This window comes from Staphylococcus lugdunensis (genome assembly GCF_002901705.1).
GTDB lineage: Bacteria > Bacillota > Bacilli > Staphylococcales > Staphylococcaceae > Staphylococcus > Staphylococcus lugdunensis.
Genome location: NZ_PPPV01000012.1, coordinates 41,580 through 61,863 on the forward strand (window position 1 = coordinate 41,580; position 20,284 = coordinate 61,863).

Consider the following 20,284-nt stretch of genomic DNA (forward strand, 5'->3'; position numbering starts at 1 on the left):
GGAGGGGTAGCGAAGTGGCTAAACGCGGCGGACTGTAAATCCGCTCCTTCGGGTTCGGCAGTTCGAATCTGCCCCCCTCCATATTTTTAAATAGGGGCATAGTTCAACGGTAGAATAGAGGTCTCCAAAACCTTTGATGTGGGTTCGATTCCTACTGCCCCTGCCATGGCGGTTGTGGCGAAGTGGTTAACGCATCGGATTGTGGTTCCGACACTCGAGGGTTCGATTCCCTTCAACCGCCCTTATTATTAATGGGCTATAGCCAAGCGGTAAGGCAACGGACTTTGACTCCGTCACGCGCTGGTTCGAATCCAGCTAGCCCAGTTATTGGCGGCATAGCCAAGTGGTAAGGCAGAGGTCTGCAAAACCTTTATCACCGGTTCAAATCCGGTTGCCGCCTCCAGGTTATGCGGGAGTAGTTCAACTTTTAGAACACATTCCTTCCCGGAATGAGGTATAGGTGTAAATCCTATCTTCCGCTCCAATATTGCTTCCAACAGGAAGTTTTTTATTTATAACTGTGCCGGCGTGGCGGAATTGGCAGACGCGCGGGACTCAAAATCCCGTTCCTTTATTGGAGTGTCGGTTCGACCCCGACCGCCGGTATATTGACCTCTAAACATTGTAGTGTTTAGAGGTTTTTTATTATGTGAAAAATTCAAATGAAATCCTAATAAGTCATAAAGCTATTTTGCGACGATAGTTCATAGACCATATATTGAAATCGAGCCAACTGTTGAGCATATTTCTGTAGTAATGATTCTTTGCCAAAACTTGTAGTAACAAAATTTTTTACATATTTTTAAGCGGGATTGTAACTAGTAGCTTTCCCTCGACTTATGCAATTATATTATCATTGGAAACCTAAAACTTTTGATTAATTTTTACTTAGATATGATAGAAAGATATTATAAAAAGTTTGAGAAATCATTATAAATTGATACTTACAGGTAATTAAACCTTAGTACAAGATATACAATTTTATAAAGGTAATACTAAATTGGAATAAGATATTGTAATTTTTAAGAGTTGCTAGTGAAATGGAATATTTGGTTAATCAGTCATTATCTTTGTTGAATTAGCTAATAAAGACGTTATAGTCTTAGAATTGAGGTCCTGTTTATATCACTATATTTGATTTTTTACGATTAATGAAAATTTTGGTTGTTTAATGCCGATGAGTATAATATTATTAATCTAATGTAATTATTGGAGGTTTGAAATGACTAAACAACATGTTAATGTAAAAGGTTTCTTTAGTAATATATTGAATGCTGTAGGGGCCGGAGTAGTTATTGCGCTGTTGCCTAATGCCTTATTGGGGGAGTTATTAAAGCTATTTAAGGATGATTACCAATTTTTGGGTATGATTTTTCAATTGGTTACTGTTATACAATCATTTATGGCATTTATAATAGGTGTTTTAGCAGCACATCAATTTAAATTTAATGGTGCTGGTGCTACGCTGATTGGAACTTCTGCAATGTTAGGTTCTGGTGCGATACATATTACAACTAGTGGGGTTACCTTAAAAGGTATCGGCGATATAATTAATGTTATTTTAGTAGTAATTGTTGCTTGTTTTTTATATTTAATTTTTCAGAATAAATTTGGATCTTTAGAGATGATTATTTTACCTGTTGCCATACCTGTTTTAAGCGGTATATTTGGCTTGTATACTTTACCGTATGTTCAAACTATAACTAAGGCATTAGGTCATATGATTAATTCATTTACTGAACTTAATCCATTGCTGATGTCTATTCTGATTTGTGTCACTTATTCATTATTAATGGTTACACCGATTTCTTTAGTAGCTATTGCAACGGCTATTAGTTTAGATGGTTTGGGAAGTGGTGCGGCTAATATGGGTATAGTAGCAGCTTGCGTAACTTTCATATTTGGCTCATTAAGGGTAAATTCAGCGGGTGTCAATATTGTATTGTTAATCGGTGCAGCAAAAATGATGATACCAGTTTATTTAAAACATCTTATCATTATGATTCCTTTGGCTATTAATGGCGTAATTGGTGGAGTAATTGCTTATTCGATTGGTATAAAAGGGACACCACTTTCTGCAGGATTTGGTTATACAGGATTAGTAGGGCCAATAAATGCATTAAATCGTATGACTGGCGATGTAACTATGAATATAATCTTATTAGCGTTTGGTTATTTTATCATACCATTTGCTAGCGCATTTATTATACATGAATTATGCAAAAAAATCATTCCTGGTTATACTAACGATATTTATAGATTTGAAATTCCAAAGCAGTAATATTTGCTTATAAAGAGCATATATACAGAGATATAAAAGAGTACACAAGATGATTTGTTTCATTTTGTGTACTCTTTTTTAAAAAAAGATATTGCATATATATTTATTTAAATGTATAATAATGAACATCGAAAAGGAGGGGCAATCATGAAAAAGTTAATACAGTTGTTAATGGTTGTTGCCATAGTATGTGGTTTAACGATAGCCAACATAACACCGATTGCACATGCAGAACAGGATAAAAATTGGGAGAAAATTAAAGAAAGTGGAGAACTAAAGGTTGGTTTATCAGCAGATTATGCACCTATGGAATTTGAGCATAATGTTAATGGAAAAAATGAATATGCTGGTGTAGATATTGAACTTGCAAAAAAGATTGCTAAAGATAACCATCTTAAACTAAAAATTATAAATATGCAGTTTGATAGTTTATTGGGAGCATTAAAAACAGGAAAAATTGATATCATCATTTCAGGAATGACTTCAACACCTGAACGTAAAAAAGAAGTCGATTTTAGTGATCCATATATGTATTCTAATAATACGGTTTTAGTCAAGAAAAGTGATGCTAAAAAGTATCATTCATTAAAAGATTTAGCTAATAAAAAAATAGCTGTTCAAAAATCTACTGAGCAAGAAAAAATTGCACAGACTGAAATAGAAAACGCAAGTATCACTTCTTTGACGCGTTTACCAGATGCTATTCTTTCTTTAAAAAGTCATAAAGTAGATGCGGTAGTAATTGAGAAACCTGTAGCAGAAGCATATTTAAAGCAAAATAAAGAATTAACTTTAGCATCTGTGAAATTTAATGAGGATAAAAAGTCAACAGTTATAGCTATACCTAAAGATTCTCCAGAAGTAATGGCACATATCAATAAATCGATTAAAGATGTCAAAGATCATAATTTAATTGATAAATATATGGATAAAGCTTCTAAAGAAATGTCAGATGATGGTAACTTTTTTACTAAATATGGCAGTTTCTTCGTTAAAGGTATAGTCAATACAATTATATTATCAGCTATTGGCGTTATTATTGGTGCAGTTTTGGGAACGCTAATTGCATTAGCAAAATTGAGTAAAATTAAAATCATTTCGTGGATAGCTGCTGCTTATATTGAAATAATTAGAGGAACACCATTACTTGTGCAAGTATTCATTGTGTTCTTTGGTACTACTGCTGCATTAGGATTAGATATTTCAGCATTTATTTGCGGGATAATCGCTTTAATTATTAACTCATCAGCATATATTGCTGAAATTATTAGAGCTGGTATCAATGCAGTAGATAAAGGACAAACGGAGGCAGCTCAGTGTTTAGGTTTAAATTACAATCAAACAATGAAAAATGTCATTATGCCACAAGCGATTAAAAACATTTTACCTGCTTTAGGAAATGAATTTGTGACATTGATTAAAGAGTCATCAATCGTATCAACAATTGGTGTGAGTGAGGTTATGTTTAATTCTCAAGTTGTTCAAGGCATATCATTTGATCCGTTTACACCATTACTACTAGCTGCGGGATTATATTTTGTTTTAACATTCTCATTATCTAGAATTATGACTTTAATTGAAGGGAGAATGAAGGCCAGTGATTAAAATTAAAAATTTAATTAAGTCGTTTGATAAAAATGAAGTACTCAAAGATATAAATTTAGAGGTTCATAAAGGTGAAGTTGTATCCATTATTGGGCCATCAGGGAGCGGTAAAAGTACATTATTAAGATGTATGAATTTACTTGAACAACCAACAGATGGACATGTAATTTTTGAAGGAAAAGAATTAACAAGTAAAGACGTTAATTTAAATGAATTACGCCAAAATATGGGAATGGTTTTTCAAAGTTTTAACTTATTTCACACAAAACAGTACTTGAAAATATATACATGGCACCGAAATTATTAAAAAAAGGTGATTTAGACAAGTTAAAAAAAGAAGCACATAATTTATTAGAAAAAGTTGGTTTGGCGGAAAAAGCTGAAAATTATCCGAATCAACTTTCTGGAGGTCAAAAACAAAGAGTCGCAATTGCTAGAGCTTTGGCAATGCATCCAGACGTCATATTATTTGATGAACCAACATCTGCATTAGATCCAGAAGTTGTTAATGATGTGTTAAAAGTCATAAAATCTTTAGCTAAAGAAGGTATGACAATGGTTATAGTAACGCATGAAATGAGTTTTGCGAAAGATGTTAGTGATAAAGTTATCTTCATGGCTGATGGCTATGTTGTTGAAACAGGCAAGCCTGAAGATATATTTGAACATCCAAAAGAACAAAGAACTCAAAATTTCTTATCACGTGTATTATCATAGTCTAGTGATATTGTGACATAGATGTCTCTGACAAGTTTAAGGGAGCAGGATAGAATTCATTATGAAATTCTATCCTGCCTCTTGGTAAGATTGACAAGGATTGAAAAAAGCTTGGTATAAGCGCATTTTCTATCCATTCAACTACTGCCAATATTTAGTCATAGGTTAAAAACATAATTATGTTCCAGATTCTTCATTATTATATTAAGTGGATTAAGATAAAGCATAGTTTTTTCAAGTACAAATTATTGAAGATAAAAGAAGCACAAAGTTGATTTATTTAAAACCATCTTTGTGCTGTTTTTTTGATTTTACGTCCCATCTTGTATTTTAATTTAAAGATTAACATGTTTTGATTAATGAAAAATTTATAGTTCTATCAATTTCAATTTCATTTGTGAATTTTTATCCAAGTGTTAGTGTGAAATTGTGGTAAAATGACTTATGTAAATTTTCAATGGGAGGCTTAGAGTTGAATACAGCTCATTTAAAAACAGAAATTATTCAATTTGCGCACAGCATTGGAATTGATCAAATAGGTTTTACTACAGCTGATCCATTTGATGAATTGAAGCAAAAATTAGAAGATTATCATGCAAAAGGTTACGCATCTGGATTTGAAGAATCTGATATAGCATTAAGAACAGAACCAAAGCTTAGCTTGCCTACTGCGCGCTCTATCATCGCAATTGCTGTCGGATATCCTAATAAATTAAAAGGTGCGCCTAAAAGTGTACGTGGTGATCGCAGAGGTATGTTTGCACGTGCTTCATGGGGACAAGATTATCATACAATTATGCGGAATAGACTAAATAAATTAGCTGAATTTATTCAAAGTAAAGTACCTGATGTTGAAATCCAAAGTATGGTTGATACAGGTGTTTTATCGGATAGAGCTGTAGCTGAGCGTGCAGGTCTAGGTTTTGTTGGAAAAAATGGCTTTATTATTAATGCAGAATTGGGAACTTGGTCATATTTAGGAGAAATGTTAGTTAGTATTCCTTTTGAACCAGATGATCCCATTTTAGATAGTTGTGGTGATTGTACAATTTGTGTTGATCGTTGCCCAACAGGTGCTCTAGTTGGTAACGGACAACTAAATAGTCAAAAGTGTATTAGCTTTTTAACACAAACAAAAGGATATTTAGCTGATGAATATCGTTATAAAATAGGGAATCGTTTATATGGTTGTGACACGTGTCAACAAGTATGTCCTAAAAATAAAGGGATCAATACTGAACACGATGATATTATTCTAGAACCAGAAATTTTAAAACCAAGATTAATTCCATTATTACAAATGAGTAATAAAGAATTTAAAAATACTTATGGACATTTAGCTGGTGCGTGGCGAGGAAAGAAACCTATTCAAAGAAATGCAATTATTGCCTTAGCACATTTTAAAGCCGAAGAAGCACTACCCGAATTAAAAGAAGTTGCACTTAATGATAAAAGACCAATGATAAGAGCAACAGCTTACTGGGCAATAGGACAAATCGATGGTTATAATGCGCAATCATTTATCGATGCACATTTTGCTGAAGAAGTTGAAGAAGTACAACAAGAAATGATAAAAGGTTTAGAAATGAGGAGAAATTAAAATGACAAATCATATTGTTTTATATCAACCAGAAATACCTGCTAATACAGGTAATATAGCTCGTACATGTGCTGGCACTGACACACATTTACATTTAATAAAACCACTCGGATTTAGTACTGATGATAAAATGTTGAAACGTGCAGGTCTAGATTATTGGAAATTTGTAAATATTACTTATCATGAAAGTATTGAATCATTTTTTGAAACAACTTCAGGTAAATACTTTTTACTAACTAAATTTGGTAAAAAAACATATAGTGATTTTGATTTCTCTGATCGTGATGACGATTTGTATTTTATATTTGGCCGTGAAACTACAGGATTGCCACAATGGGTAAAAGAAAAATATGCTGACACTGCCTTACGAATTCCAATGAACAGTAATATACGGTCTTTAAATTTATCAAATACAGCTGCTTTGCTTATTTATGAAGCATTAAGACAACAAAAATTTTACGGTTTGTCATAAATAAGGGAAATAGTGACTTAATTTATTTCATTGTAATTTAATGATATATTTATATTGATATTAAAAAGCGATGATATATCATAGTTTTAATAGCCTTAGATAGGGTAATATACAATTAATATCATTAATTTTTATTAAAGTTATAATTGAGGAGTGTAATAAAAAATGGCAATGAACTTTAAAGTATTTGAAAATAAAGATCAAGTTGCAGAGTATTCAGCAGATATCATTAGAAAACAATTTAACAATAATCCTACTACAATTGCTGGATTTCATTTAAACAAAGAGGCATCACCAGTACTTGATATGCTTAAAAAGAATGTTGACCAACATGCGGTTGACTTCAGCCAAATTAACATTCTTGACTATGATCAAAATCAAGAATATTTCAAAGCGCTGGGGGTTCCTGAGAGTCAAATTTATCCTATCTCATACGATCAAGATGCTGAAGCGTTTATCTCTGATAAAATCAAAACAAAAGATAATAAAGGGAAACTAATGTTACAAGTAGCTTCAATTGATGATCAAGGAAACCTTAATATCAGTCTACGTCAAGGATTGTTAAATGCTAGAGAAATTATCTTAGTCATTACAGGACATAATAAAAAAGAAGTAGTAGAAAAACTGTATAATGAAAATGGAAAATCTAATTTTGAACCTGCTGATTTAAAAGCACATCGTATGGTAACGGTTATTTTAGACGAAGCGGCAGCTGAAGGTTTGCCAGAAGATGTACGTCATTACTTTACTGATCGGTTTGCTTAAAGTAAAAGCGATTATGAATAATATAGTGAGGTCATTTTAATGTCAAAAGAAAAAAAGAGTCGTTTAAATTATCATGAGGAAGAGAATGCGATGGTTGAAAATTTAGAAGACTTAAAAGAGCTGGGCAAAGAAATGGAACACATCTCAGAGAAAAATGACGAAGAAAAAGTTAATCAATCGCATGATACATCAAAGTCTTCAAATTCATAAAGACTAACAAAATGATTTGTAATGAATGCTTATGATGTAAATACTATATAATATAATTAAAAAGGGACGAGATTATAAAGTCAAAATGACTTATCTCGTTCCTTTTTAATTTAATCTGAAGCACGTCAGATTTTATGCTAAAATTAGAAGAAAACATTTAGAGGAGAAAGCGAATGTTCAGCAAATATTGGTTACATATCATCATATTAACGATAATTATTAGTTTGATTTCAATTAAAGGTTTCCCGATTGCTTTGGGAGCTTTATATTTACCTATATTATTTAAAGTTGTGAAGTTACAGCTTAATTTATCTAAAGGACTTGTAGATGATGTTAATGCAATTGCTTTTTTAAAAAGTAATCGCATCGGCATAGTGATTAGTGTTGTGTGCATATTATTAGTTACGGGGATACTATGTTACACACTTGATCATTTATATAGCAATTTCAATGGAATATTAGGCTTGTTAATCTCATTCAGTCCAATTACCTTAACTTTAAGTGTCATTTTATATATCATGTCAGCTTTTGCAACAGTGCAAGCCGTCAAAAATAAATACACTAAGTAAAGAAATAATATCGATTAACTATACTTAATTGGATTTTAGTGAAAACGTTTTATTTGCGCGTTGCCCTTTGATTTTAAATAGTGCTATACTACTGTTAAACAATCAATTGATAAGGGGAGATACACGTATGTCAGTACGAATTGAACATGATACATTTGGAGAAATAGAAGTGCCAGCTGATAAGTATTGGGGGGCACAAACGGAACGTAGTAAACGTAACTTTCCAGTTGGCAAAGAACAAATGCCTATTGAAGTGATTTACGGCTTTGCGCAATTGAAACGTGCTGCTGCATTAGCTAATCACGAATTAGGAAAGTTAAGTGATGCTAAAGCAAATGCCATTGTGTATGCGTGTGATCAGATTTTGAATGGTAATTTAGACAATCATTTTCCATTGGTAGTGTGGCAAACAGGCAGTGGTACACAAAGTAATATGAACGTGAATGAAGTAGTAAGTTACGTGGCTAATCAATATTTACAAGAACAACAAAGCGATGAGCAGATTCATCCCAATGATGATGTCAATAAATCACAAAGTTCTAATGACACATTTCCAACTGCGATGCATGTAGCACTTTATCATGAAATTGAAACCAAACTTGTTCCCGCTTTACAGCAATTACGTACCACTTTTGAAGAAAAGGAACATTCATTTAATCATATTATTAAAATTGGACGGACACATCTACAAGATGCAACACCTATTCGTTTAGGACAAGAAATAAGTGGTTGGCGTTATATGCTAGAAAAGTGTGAGACATTATTAGCAGAGTCAAAATGTCACATATTAAATTTAGCGATTGGTGGAACTGCAGTAGGTACTGGTATTAATGCTCACCCACAATTTGGAGATAAAGTGGCGACATATATTGCGACAAACACAGGATATCCATTTGTATCATCTGAAAATAAATTTCATGCATTAACATCACATGATGAAGTTGTGCAATTGCACGGTTCATTAAAGGCACTTGCTGCAGATTTGATGAAAATAGCTAATGATATTCGATGGTTAGCCTCTGGTCCTAGAGCTGGTTTGGCAGAAATTGCTATCCCTGAAAATGAACCAGGTTCATCTATCATGCCAGGTAAAGTGAATCCAACACAATGTGAAATGTTAACTATGGTGGCAGTTCAAGTCATGGGCAATGATACGACTGTAGGTATTGCTAGCTCACAAGGTAATTTTGAATTGAATGTCTTTAAACCGGTCATTTTACACAACACACTACAATCCATTTATTTATTAGCTGATGGTATGCAAACCTTTAACGATAACTGTGCAAAAGGTATCGAACCAATCGAAGAAAATATTAATAATTATTTAAATCAATCATTAATGCTAGTAACTGCTTTAAATCCACATATTGGTTATGAAAAAGCAGCACAAATTGCCAAAAAAGCGCATAAAGAAGGATTAACCTTAAAAGAATCTGCAATTGCTTCTGGTTATGTTACAGAAGCTCAATTTGAAACATGGATAAAACCTGAAAGCATGGTTGATCCTCATTAACAGGCAATAATAAATTGCTGAGCCTCAGTAATAACTCATAGTATCGTTACTGAGGCCGCAATGTTTATTTGGTAATAGGATTGTCATCTAAGTTAACTGATATAAACTGTTGAGTTAAAGGATGGACAAAATCAATTTGATAACTTTTTAATTCTAATTTTCGTAGTTTTGAATCACCATATAAAGGGTCACCAATAACAGGGTGTCCTATTTCAGCTAAATGTACTCTAATTTGATGTGTGCGTCCTGTATCTAGCTTAATATCTAACTGGCATACACCTTCTTTTAACATTGTGGAAGCAAGTATATGTGTAATGGCACGTTGTCCAGTATTAGATATGCGACGCTTATTGGGATGGAATTTATCTTTACCTATTGGCATATCTATAGTTTGAGGTTTTATGGGCAATAGTGCATTAACGTTTGCTTTGTAGATTCGAGTAATTTTATTGTCCTCTAGCATTCGGTCAAGAATTTTTTTCATAAGTGGATTTTTAGCAATGATGAGTAACCCAACTGTTTCTTGATCTAAACGATGTATGGGTTCAGCATACTCACTATCTAATGTATAAATGATGTGGTTCATTAATGTGTTGCTTTCTTTTAGATCATTAGGATGCGTTTTGACGCCTTTTGGTTTCATTACGATAGCTAAATCATCATCTTCATAATAAATTTGAGCGTAACGATAACTTGGTAAATAATTACTTTTTTCTTCATCAGTAGGAATTTCAACACAATCCATGGTATGGACTTGATTACTTAATCTAGCAGGTGCGTTGTTAATCGTAATTTCTTTTGACATATTCAGCTGATGTAAATCTTTTTTAGGAACTTTTAAAGTTTGAAAAATTTCTCTTAATGTTAGGTTGTTATAATCTTCAGGTATTTTAAATTTCATAGAATCCTCCTACGCATTCTCTATCATCTTATCATAATTTTTGAATAACATAACGTGTAACTGTTTTATTTTCATCATTTTACAAGAATGATTAATAAAATTTATTTTTAAAATTAAAACCACACATGTATAATATAAATAATATGGCTGGTAATTGGAGAGATTTTATGTCACAACCTTCTCGTTTGGCATTGCTAAAAGAAATAGCGGAATTTTTAAATGAAGAAACAGAAATGTATAGTATGATGAATGGTGCTTTGCATTATTTATTGCAGGGCAGCCAGTTTACTACTGGTTGGATTTTCTTTATTGATGACAGTGGACATCATGAATTGGTTGCTGATTCGGATTTACCTGGTGCTTTACAGCGTGAGCAGTGTCAATTTATGCATGAAGGTTCATGTTGGTGTGTACGTGCATATCATAACCATAAACTGACAAAGGCATCTAATATTATCAATTGTTCGCGTATAAATTTGGCCGCCCAAGCCTATAGCGATGAAACAGAAGACATCACACATCATGCAACGGTGCCACTCAAATCAGGAGATGAACAGTTTGGGCTGCTTAATGTTGCAGCTCCTCATAAACATACATATAGTGATGATGATTTAGAACTTTTAGAATCTGTCGCTTTTCAAATTGGCTCTGCAATTAAACGTATCTTACTTACCAACAAAGAAAAAGAACGTGCGCGTGTCAATGAGCGTAACCGACTAGCTAGAGATTTACATGATTCAGTTAATCAGATGCTATTTTCTCTAAAGATTACCGCTCATGCTGCCCAAGGCATGACAACGGATCAATCTGCCCAAAAAGCATTTCAAACCATTGAAGATATCAGCCAATCAGCAGTAAATGAAATGCGTTCATTAATATGGCAATTGAAACCAGTTGGGTTAGAGCAAGGACTAGTTCATGCATTATATCACTATAGTGAACTATTACAAATAAACTTAAATGTCTCTGTAGATGGTTTGATTAAATTACCTAATACCATTGAGGAAAATATATATCGTATTGCTCAAGAAGCGATGAATAATGTCAAGAAACATGCAAATACAGAAGATGTTGATGTAACTATTAAACAGCACAATGATATGCTCTATATGTCTATTGTGGATCAAGGAAAAGGATTTGATATTACTCAGGTAACTGATAATCAATCATTAGGGTTGAAAAATTTAAAACAGCGGGTCGGTTCAATGAAAGGCAAGATTGAAATACACGCAGAAGTAGGCCAAGGAACCGCAATTTATATTGAAATTCCATTAACATAATTACGCAAAGGAGTTGTCTCTGTGGCGGATATCATACTCGTAGATGATCATCATATTGTCCGACAAGGATTAGAATTTTTGTTATCAACAGTTGAAGAATTCAATGTCATTGAAAGCTTTGCGAATGGTGCATCATTTATAAGTTATTTAAGTGAGAACCAGCCACCTGATATTGTTTTATTAGATTTAGTAATGCCTGAGATGAATGGTATTGAGGTGACTGAATTTTTAAAAAAGAACTATTCTGACATCAAAGTGCTGGTATTAACAAGTTATGTAGATGACGAACATGTCATTTCTGCGATAAATAAGGGTGCAGATGGCTATGAAATGAAAGATGTAGAACCAGCAAAGCTTATTGAAACAATACGACGTGTTTTAGCAGGTGAACGCATTATTCACCCAGAAGCCAAAACTGTAATGGAAGCTGTGGCCAAAAAACCGCATTATACCAATAAATTATCAAAACGAGAAATTGACGTTTTACGAGAAATGGTCAAAGGAAAAACAAACAGAGAGATTGCTGAAACATTATTTGTATCAGAAAAAACAATAAAAACGCATGTTAGTCACATTTTTAATAAGTTACAAGTCTCAGATCGTACTCAAGCTGCTATTTATGCTATGCAAAATAACTTGATTTGATACTGAAATCAAAGTGTTGGATTATTTAGATAATTTTGTCTTTATAAAAAAAGTCAGTAAAGTAAAATTCACTCTTTTAATTTTGCGAAAAATATATTAAGATGTAATTTGTGTTTCAAGAAATGTGTATTATTGCAATTTCTTGTGTCCGGAAAAAATTATAGAAGATTCCCTAACAGAAAGGTAGATAATATAATGGATAGACAGAGTTTTACAGATTTAATTCAAACAAAATTTAAAATGGTTAGAATAGAAGCCGGTTATACTCAAGATACAATGGCTCAAACCATTGGACTTTCAAAAAAGACATTAGTTCAAATTGAAAAAGAACGTGTTTTACCAAATTGGACGACTTGTGTATCAATTTGTGCACTATTTAGAAATTCAGATGTCTTAAATAGTACATTTGGTTGTGATCCTTTAGAAATTGTACAAACAATTTCACGTAATCATTGTGCATATCCTAACCACGAAACAACAAGTGATATCTACTGGAATACATTAGAATCACGCTATGGTTACATATTACAAGGCAATAAAGTTAGCGATATTTATCGCGTATTAAACCCAGATAAACAGCCTATTTTTGGGACTTCTAAGTTGAGAGAAGCAGAAACATATTTTACTCGTAATGCAAAAGACGAATTACTACATGTTTAATAACAACATTTGAGTGACAAGAGAATCGATAATGGATTAAGTCATTCAAACCATTAGATTAAAGCACTTAATTGGAATGGATATGTGAGGGTAAGACAAGTTATTCGAGTCTTATCCTCATTTTAATTTTTGTTATAGTGTCATCTCATAGCATTAGAATGCTAGTATGATATAATGCGGTACAAAATGATAAGACAATAGGAGTATATGTTTATGCATGCTTTTTTAATTATTTTATTTATGGTTGTCATTGGTGCGATTATTGGAGGTATAACTAATATAATTGCTATTCGAATGTTATTCCACCCTTATCGACCTCACTATTTCTTGAAAATTCGTATTCCATTTACACCCGGCTTAATTCCTAAAAGGCGCGGTGAAATTGCAACTAAAATAGGTCAAGTTATAGAAGAACACCTTTTAACCGAAAAACTTATCCGTCAAAAACTAATGCAACCTGAAACTAAACAATCCATTCAAGATATGATTCAACATCAGATTAGTCGATTACGCAAAGATCGAGTTACATTGCAACAGGTAGCTCAAAAATTAAACTTTGATATGGAACATTTTGTTATAAGTAAAATGCCTTCTGAAGTCGAGAAACTATTTATTCAGTTTTATAAGGACCACAAACATAAAACGATTGAAGATATACTGCCTAAGAGCATGATGGATTTAGCAGAAGATAAAATAGATGCATTAGAAGCATTGCTGATTGATAGAGTGCATCGTTATTTAACATCGACACGCGGGAGACACGATATTGAAGACATGTTAGATACTTTCTTTTTAGAAAAAGGAAAAATTATTGGACTATTACAAATGTTTATGACAAAGGAAAGTATTGCCGAACGTATTCAGCATGAATTAATTCGCCTAACTCATCACCCTAAGGCAAATGCCATATTGAAGAATATTATCCGTAACGAATATACTACTTTTAAAGGGAAAAAGTTAAATGAAATCGTCTCAATGGAACAAGTAAGACAAATAGCTACATCGTGTTCAGAAATGGCTGCTGTTTCAAATAAAGTCAATATACCACTAAGTGATTTAGCACCTAAATTATTCAATTATCTAGAACAGCATATTGCTAAACAACTGACACAGGTCGCTATACAATTTCTATCTACTGAATTAGCTACTATTATGAAAAAGTTTAATTTAAGAGCAGTAATTGAAGAACAAATTAATACGTTTGATTTAGATTATATAGAACGTTTAATAATTGATATTGCTAAAAAAGAATTAAATTTAATAATGTCATTAGGCTTTTTATTAGGCGGCATTATAGGGCTACTACAAGGTATAGTCGCAATCTTTGTGTAAGCAATCAGTTTATGTTAAAGTATTAAAGAGTTGTTAATAAATTTTAGAAGGAGTGTCAATACAACATGGCAGTAAATTTATATGATTATGCAAACCAATTAGAACAAGCATTAAGAGATAGTGATGAATATAAAGCAATCAAAGATGCTTTTTCTAAAGTAAAAGCTAATGAAGATTCAAAAAGATTATTTGATGAATTCCGTGAAACACAAATGAGTTTCCAACAAAAACAAATGCAAGGTGAAGAAATTCCAGAAGAAGACTTGCAAAAAGCGCAAGAACAAGCTCAAGAAATTGAAAAAGATGAAAATATTTCTGAGTTAATGGCAGCAGAACAAAAAATGAGTCAAGTATTCCAAGAAATCAATCAAATTATTGTTAAACCATTAGATGAGATTTACGCTGACTAATTTAATGTTATAAAACATGTGATTTAAAACTTCTCGAAGATAATACAAACTTCGAGAAGTTTTTTTATAGATGATAAGGAAATTATTACTGTTAGCTTGTCTTGCAATCGACTGTCATGTTCAATTTATGATAAAATAAAGTAATACATAACTACCTTAATTAAGGAGATACATGCAAATGATAAAATTTATTCACTGTGCGGATTTGCATCTAGATAGCCCTTTTAAATCAAAGAGCCATTTAAGTTCAAAAATATTTGAGGATGTGCAAAAAAGTGCATATGAAAGTTTCAAAAAAATTGTCGATATCGCTTTAAAAGAAGAAGTTGATTTCGTTCTTATTGCAGGGGATTTGTTTGATAGTAATAATAGAACGTTAAAAGCTGAAGTATTTTTGAGAGAGCAATTTAAGCGTTTAGAACGTGAGCAAATATTTGTATATATTTGTCACGGCAACCATGATCCACTAAGTGCTAATATTACTTCAGAATGGCCAGACAATGTGTCTGTATTTTCTAATAAAGTTGAAACTTATCAAGCGATTACAAAAGATGGTGAAACGGTTTATTTACATGGATTCAGTTATCAAAATAATGAAAGTTATGAAAATAAAATCGATGATTATCCTTCAAGTCTAGGAAAGGATGGCATACACATTGGTATTTTACATGGGACTTACAGTAAAACAGCAACCAATGATCGATATACCGAATTTATTTTAGAGAATTTAAAAGAAAAACTCTATCATTATTGGGCACTAGGTCATATTCACGAAAGACAACAATTGAGTGACATGCCTCAAATTTACTATGCTGGTAACATACAAGGTCGACATTTTAATGAACAGGGACAGAAAGGATGTTTACTTGTAGAAGGTGATCATTTAAAACTGACAACACGCTTCATACCAACACAATTTATTCGTTTTGATGAAGCTACAATTACGACGAAACAATTTTCAAAACAAGGGATTTTTGATGTTATTCAAAAATTTAAAGAGGATGTTAGATCTAAAGGTAAAGCATTTTATCGTTTAACTGTAAACATAGATAGTGATATCACGTTATCATCCCAAGATATTGTACAAATTAAAGAAATGGTACAAGACTATGAGGAAAATGAAACAAACTTTGTTATGGTTGAAGATTTGAATTTTAATTATCTCCAAAATGATGACACCCCATTAATTAAAGAATTTTCTAGCGATTTATTAAAAGATAGTACAATTTATGAAGATGCAATGAGCGATTTATATTTGAATGCTAAAACATCTAAATATTTGGATGATTATACTGGATTTAATAAAGAAGATTTAGTAAATCGTGCTGAAGATATACTAAAAGCAGAGATGAGAGGTGACAATCTTGATAATTAAATCATTAGAAATATATGGATACGGACAATTTGTACACCGTAAGATTGAATTTAATCGAGCATTTACTGAAATATATGGTGAGAATGAAGCGGGTAAATCAACGATTCAAGCATTTATACATTCGATATTATTTGGTTTTCCTACTAAAAAAGAAAAGGAACCCCGTTTAGAGCCACGATTAGGCAATCAATATGGTGGTAAATTGGCATTAATTTTAGATGATAATTCTACAATTGAAGTTGAACGAGTCAAGGGACGCGCTCAGGGTGATGTGAAAGTATTTTTAGAAAATGGAACTATTAAAGATGAAGCGTGGCTCAATGCAAAGCTTAATCATATTAATAAAAAAACATACCAAGGTATTTTCTCATTTGACGTTTTAGGACTTCAAGATATTCATCGTAATTTAAATGAGACACAACTACAAAGTTATTTATTAGAAGCTGGTGCGCTTGGCTCGACAGAATTTGGTCATATGGGTGAGGTTATAAGTCAAAAGAAAGAAGAATTATATAAAAAATCGGGGAAAAATCCAATTTTAAATCAGCAATTGGCACAATTAAAAGGGTTGGAAGCTCAAATTCGAGATGAAGAAGCAAAACTTACTGATTACCATCGCTATGTTGATGATAAAGATAAGTCGTCACGTCATCTTGCACACTTAAAAGACAATTTAAGTCAGCTTTCTTCGATGCATGCTGCGAAACAAAAAGAAGTGGCTCTACATGAACAAACACAAGAATGGAAAGAGTTAGAAGGCAAATTAAATATCGAGCCGCTTACTTTCCCAGAACAAGGTATTGATAGATATGAAGCAGCTAAAGGATATAAGCAAACATTAGAACAAGAGATTGGCTTAAAGGAAGAAGCCCTAAAGCAACTTACTAAAGAGAATAAACAATTGTCAGTGCCGAATGACGATACAATAGAACAATTTAAGGAGATATATAGAGAAGAAAGCGATATTAAGCAAAGTGAAATTGAACTGAATGCACGTGCTAAAGAAATATCAGAAAAACAACATGCGCAGCAAGAACATAAGACAAGTGTTGGATGGCAAGAAATTCATCATGATACGGATACCTCTGAAGCGGCTAAGAGCTATGCTAGCTATTTAATCAAAGCACGTCAGGAAGAACAAATACAGCAACAACATTTAACGCGTCTAATAGATGAAAATACAATAGAGCAAACTGCATTAGTGAAAGAGATTGAGGCTTTAGAGCAAGATTTAATTTCTGAAGATGCACTTGCAAAGAAAAAACAATATAATCAACAAAAGTTAGAACTCAATGAAAAAGAAAATTTGTATCAAAAATTAAAGGATACTTTTGAAAATGAAAAAGCCAATAAAATCAAGCGTCAACAGTGGTTAAGATTTAGCTTTGTATTATTAGCAATTGTTGGTATAGCCTTAGCAGTATTTTCATTTATGACACAGAATATGATATTTACTGCAGTATTTGCAGTATTAACGCTTATTTTTATCGTGGGTATATTTTTAGCGAAGGCCAAAACGGTTGATTATAGTGAAACTATTGGTATTGAGATTCAAGATTTAGAGCAGCAATTAAACTATTTAGAAAATGATTACGATTTAGATTTCGATCTAGAAGAACAATATCAACTGCGTGACCAATGGCAAAATGCATTAAAAAATAAAACTATCATTGATGAAAAAATGAAACATCAGCAAGATAAACTTTCAAGTTCACATCAACAATTAGATCGTCATGAACACGATATTAACGAAGTTAAACAATCATTGTTCTTACCAACTAAAATGTCAGATGACTTATTATTAGATAGTATTAAAACAATAAATACTATTAAATCAGACGATAAATTACTTCAGACATTACAACAAGATTATAGTCATTTGAATGATAAGATTACTTCGTTTTATGAACAAGCTAAGAGCACGGTGCAACCAGAAATCGAACGCTTTAATCGTTCTTCATTCTTTGATGATTTAAAAGATTGGATTTCAACTTCAGAATCAAATCGTCAACGTAAAGCAGAATTAAATAAACAAATAACACTGTTAAATAATGAATTAACACAACTTCATGCAAATTTAGCAGAAAATACGGCAACGATTGATACATTATTTAATTTTATAGGTGTCAATGATGAAGAAAGTTATTATGCACACCATAAGGCATATCAAACTTATCAACAAAATTTAGCAAGATTCAATGATTTAACAAAATATCTTGAAAATCAAAATTACTCATATGAAGATAGTTCAGCTTTAAGCAAAAAAACAACGGCACAACTAGATAAAGAAGATCAAGTGTTAGCAAAACAAGTAGATGATTATAACGAACAATTTCTTGCCAAACAGCAGGAAGTTAGTGATTTAACTGCTCAAATTAAGCATATGGAAACAGATAGTACGCTGTCAGATTTACGTCATGAATATCATAGCTTAAAAAATCAAATGAATGAAATTGCCAAGGATTGGGCAAGCCTAAGCTATTTACAAGCTTTGGTAAATGAACATATTAAGCAAATTAAAGACAAACGCTTACCTCAAGTAATAAAAGAGGCTACAAATATTTTTAATAAATTAACCAATGCCGCATACGTACAAATTACCTATGCAGATGACAAGATTATGGTTAAACACCATAATGGTCAAGTATTTGAACCTATGGAGTTAAGCCAATCAACAAAAGAAATACTATATATTTCATTACGCCTTAGTTTGATAAAAGTTTTAAAGCCATATTATCATTTGCCAATTATTGTGGATGATGCATTTGTACATTTTGATAAAAAAAGAAAACGTATAATGCTGAATTATTTAAGAGATTTAGCAGAAAATCATCAAGTTCTTTACTTCACTTGTACCAAAGATCAAATTGTGCCATCTAAAGAAATGCTTGTGTTGAACAAACTGGAGGAAGGCGGTAAATAATGAGAAATGTAGAAAATTTAAATCCGGGGGACTCTGTTAATCATTTTTTTCTTATTCATAGAGCGACACAAGGTGTGACAGCTCAAGGTAAGGATTATATGACCTTATTTCTACAAGATAAGAGTGGCGATATTGAAGCGAAACTTTGGACGGTAACTAAAGATGATATGCAATTACTTAAGCCTGAAGAAATTATTAAAGTCAAAGGCGATGTGATTAATTACCGTGGGCGTAAACAAATGAAAGTAAACCAATTTCGTTTAGCAACAGCAGAGGATGGTTTGAAAACACAAGATTTTGTTGATGGTGCACCGATGACACCAGATGAAATTAAAGAAGAAATTTCACATTTTATGTTAGATATTGAAAATGCAAACCTACAACGTATTACGCGATATTTAATCAAAAAATATCAAGATCAGTTTTTCACATTTCCAGCTGCGAGCTCACATCATCATAATTTCGCTAGTGGCTTGAGTTATCATGTCTTAACCATGTTGCGCATTGCTAAAGAGATTTGTGATATTTATTCATTACTTAATCGTAGCTTATTATATAGTGCAATTATTTTACATGATATAGGTAAGGTAAGAGAACTAAGTGGTCCAGTAGCAACAACTTACACGATTGAAGGGAATTTATTAGGCCATATTTCTATAGCAAGTGATGAAGTGGCTGAGGCTGCGAGAGAACTCGGTATCGATGGCGAAGAAGTAATGTTATTAAGACATATGATTTTAGCACATCACGGCAAAATGGAATTTGGTTCACCAAAATTACCACATTTAAAAGAAGCAGAAATCTTATTCTTTATTGATAATATTGATGCTAAAATGAATATGTTTGAAAAAGCATTTAAGAAAACTGATAAAGGTCAGTTTACGGAACGTATTTTTGGACTTGAAAATAGACAATTTTATAATCCAGAATCACTGTAATTAATTTTTTAACCAAGCTCTACATTTTGTAATGATTTTTTTAATTATTACATGGTGTAAAAAGCTTGGTTTTTTAATTACATTAAAT

At 32.3% G+C, this 20,284-nt stretch carries 17 protein-coding genes, 7 tRNA genes and 1 pseudogene; 24 read left to right on the forward strand and 1 reads right to left on the reverse strand.

The window, feature by feature from the left end; translation table 11 throughout:
• The 16 genes and pseudogenes from CD041_RS00920 (at window position 1) to fumC (ending at window position 9,732) form a co-directional block, all read left to right on the forward strand.
• Window positions 1–81 (forward strand) — tRNA-Tyr (locus CD041_RS00920).
• 11 nt (window positions 82–92) lie between these two features.
• A tRNA-Trp gene (locus tag CD041_RS00925) sits at window positions 93–166 on the forward strand.
• A 2-nt stretch (window positions 167–168) separates the two neighbouring features.
• Window positions 169–241: transfer RNA gene (locus tag CD041_RS00930), tRNA-His, on the forward strand.
• A gap of 11 nt (window positions 242–252) precedes the next feature.
• Window positions 253–324: transfer RNA gene (locus CD041_RS00935), tRNA-Gln, on the forward strand.
• A 5-nt stretch (window positions 325–329) separates the two neighbouring features.
• Window positions 330–403 (forward strand) — tRNA-Cys (locus CD041_RS00940).
• A gap of 6 nt (window positions 404–409) precedes the next feature.
• Window positions 410–484, forward strand: a tRNA-Gly gene (locus CD041_RS00945).
• Window positions 485–522: 38 nt separating this feature from the next.
• A tRNA-Leu gene (locus tag CD041_RS00950) sits at window positions 523–606 on the forward strand.
• Window positions 607–1,222: 616 nt separating this feature from the next.
• On the forward strand, window positions 1,223–2,281 hold the full coding sequence (locus CD041_RS00955) for a PTS sugar transporter subunit IIC (protein WP_002458752.1): 1,059 nt from the start codon (window positions 1,223–1,225) through the stop codon (window positions 2,279–2,281).
• 147 nt (window positions 2,282–2,428) lie between these two features.
• Entirely contained in the window at window positions 2,429–3,886 is a 1,458-nt protein-coding gene (locus tag CD041_RS00960) for an ABC transporter substrate-binding protein/permease (RefSeq protein WP_002477974.1), read from the forward strand.
• Window positions 3,879–4,603, forward strand: a pseudogene (locus CD041_RS00965) (amino acid ABC transporter ATP-binding protein). Before CD041_RS00960 ends, CD041_RS00965 begins: the two are co-directional and overlap by 8 nt.
• 457 nt (window positions 4,604–5,060) lie before the next feature.
• On the forward strand, window positions 5,061–6,203 hold the full coding sequence (queG, locus tag CD041_RS00970) for a tRNA epoxyqueuosine(34) reductase QueG (protein WP_103284502.1): 1,143 nt from the start codon (window positions 5,061–5,063) through the stop codon (window positions 6,201–6,203).
• Window position 6,204: 1 nt separating this feature from the next.
• Window positions 6,205–6,675, forward strand: a complete 471-nt coding sequence (trmL, locus tag CD041_RS00975) for a tRNA (uridine(34)/cytosine(34)/5-carboxymethylaminomethyluridine(34)-2'-O)-methyltransferase TrmL (protein WP_002458756.1) — start codon at window positions 6,205–6,207, stop codon at window positions 6,673–6,675.
• Window positions 6,676–6,840: 165 nt separating this feature from the next.
• Entirely contained in the window at window positions 6,841–7,440 is a 600-nt protein-coding gene (locus CD041_RS00980) for a 6-phosphogluconolactonase (RefSeq protein WP_070648686.1), read from the forward strand.
• 39 nt (window positions 7,441–7,479) lie between these two features.
• The gene (locus tag CD041_RS00985) at window positions 7,480–7,650 is read left to right on the forward strand and encodes an SAS053 family DNA gyrase inhibitor (RefSeq protein ID WP_002458758.1); all 171 of its coding nucleotides are present in this window, start codon (window positions 7,480–7,482) and stop codon (window positions 7,648–7,650) included.
• Between the two features lie 173 nt (window positions 7,651–7,823).
• On the forward strand, window positions 7,824–8,219 hold the full coding sequence (locus tag CD041_RS00990; protein ID WP_002458759.1) for a hypothetical protein: 396 nt from the start codon (window positions 7,824–7,826) through the stop codon (window positions 8,217–8,219).
• A gap of 127 nt (window positions 8,220–8,346) precedes the next feature.
• Window positions 8,347–9,732: a class II fumarate hydratase gene (fumC, locus tag CD041_RS00995; RefSeq protein WP_070648688.1), complete on the forward strand. Its 1,386-nt coding sequence runs from the start codon at window positions 8,347–8,349 to the stop codon at window positions 9,730–9,732.
• A 64-nt stretch (window positions 9,733–9,796) separates the two neighbouring features.
• On the opposite strand, the gene CD041_RS01000 is transcribed toward fumC, so the two are convergent.
• Window positions 9,797–10,633, reverse strand: coding sequence for an RluA family pseudouridine synthase (locus CD041_RS01000; protein ID WP_002477978.1), 837 nt, complete (start codon window positions 10,631–10,633; stop codon window positions 9,797–9,799).
• A gap of 167 nt (window positions 10,634–10,800) precedes the next feature.
• Between CD041_RS01000 and CD041_RS01005 the strand changes: the two genes are divergently transcribed.
• From CD041_RS01005 to yhaM, 8 genes are all read left to right on the forward strand, one after another.
• Entirely contained in the window at window positions 10,801–11,913 is a 1,113-nt protein-coding gene (locus CD041_RS01005; RefSeq protein ID WP_060795476.1) for a GAF domain-containing sensor histidine kinase, read from the forward strand.
• Between the two features lie 21 nt (window positions 11,914–11,934).
• On the forward strand, window positions 11,935–12,558 hold the full coding sequence (locus CD041_RS01010) for a response regulator (RefSeq protein WP_002477980.1): 624 nt from the start codon (window positions 11,935–11,937) through the stop codon (window positions 12,556–12,558).
• A gap of 195 nt (window positions 12,559–12,753) precedes the next feature.
• The gene (gene xdrA, locus CD041_RS01015) at window positions 12,754–13,218 is read left to right on the forward strand and encodes an XRE family transcriptional regulator XdrA (protein ID WP_002458764.1); all 465 of its coding nucleotides are present in this window, start codon (window positions 12,754–12,756) and stop codon (window positions 13,216–13,218) included.
• A 213-nt stretch (window positions 13,219–13,431) separates the two neighbouring features.
• A complete protein-coding gene (locus tag CD041_RS01020) occupies window positions 13,432–14,550 on the forward strand; it encodes a DUF445 domain-containing protein (protein WP_070648690.1) in 1,119 nt (372 codons plus the stop codon).
• A gap of 65 nt (window positions 14,551–14,615) precedes the next feature.
• Entirely contained in the window at window positions 14,616–14,960 is a 345-nt protein-coding gene (locus tag CD041_RS01025; RefSeq protein ID WP_070648692.1) for a YlbF/YmcA family competence regulator, read from the forward strand.
• 178 nt (window positions 14,961–15,138) lie between these two features.
• Complete coding sequence (locus CD041_RS01030) at window positions 15,139–16,335, forward strand: metallophosphoesterase family protein (RefSeq protein ID WP_002477982.1); 1,197 nt, start codon at window positions 15,139–15,141, stop codon at window positions 16,333–16,335.
• Window positions 16,325–19,258 (forward strand): ATP-binding protein, encoded by a 2,934-nt coding sequence (locus CD041_RS01035; protein ID WP_070648694.1) that lies wholly within the window; start codon window positions 16,325–16,327, stop codon window positions 19,256–19,258. Before CD041_RS01030 ends, CD041_RS01035 begins: the two co-directional genes overlap by 11 nt.
• Entirely contained in the window at window positions 19,258–20,196 is a 939-nt protein-coding gene (gene yhaM / locus CD041_RS01040) for a 3'-5' exoribonuclease YhaM (RefSeq protein ID WP_002458769.1), read from the forward strand. The genes CD041_RS01035 and yhaM overlap by 1 nt, the downstream gene beginning before the upstream one ends.
• The last annotated feature ends 88 nt before the right edge of the window (window positions 20,197–20,284 follow it).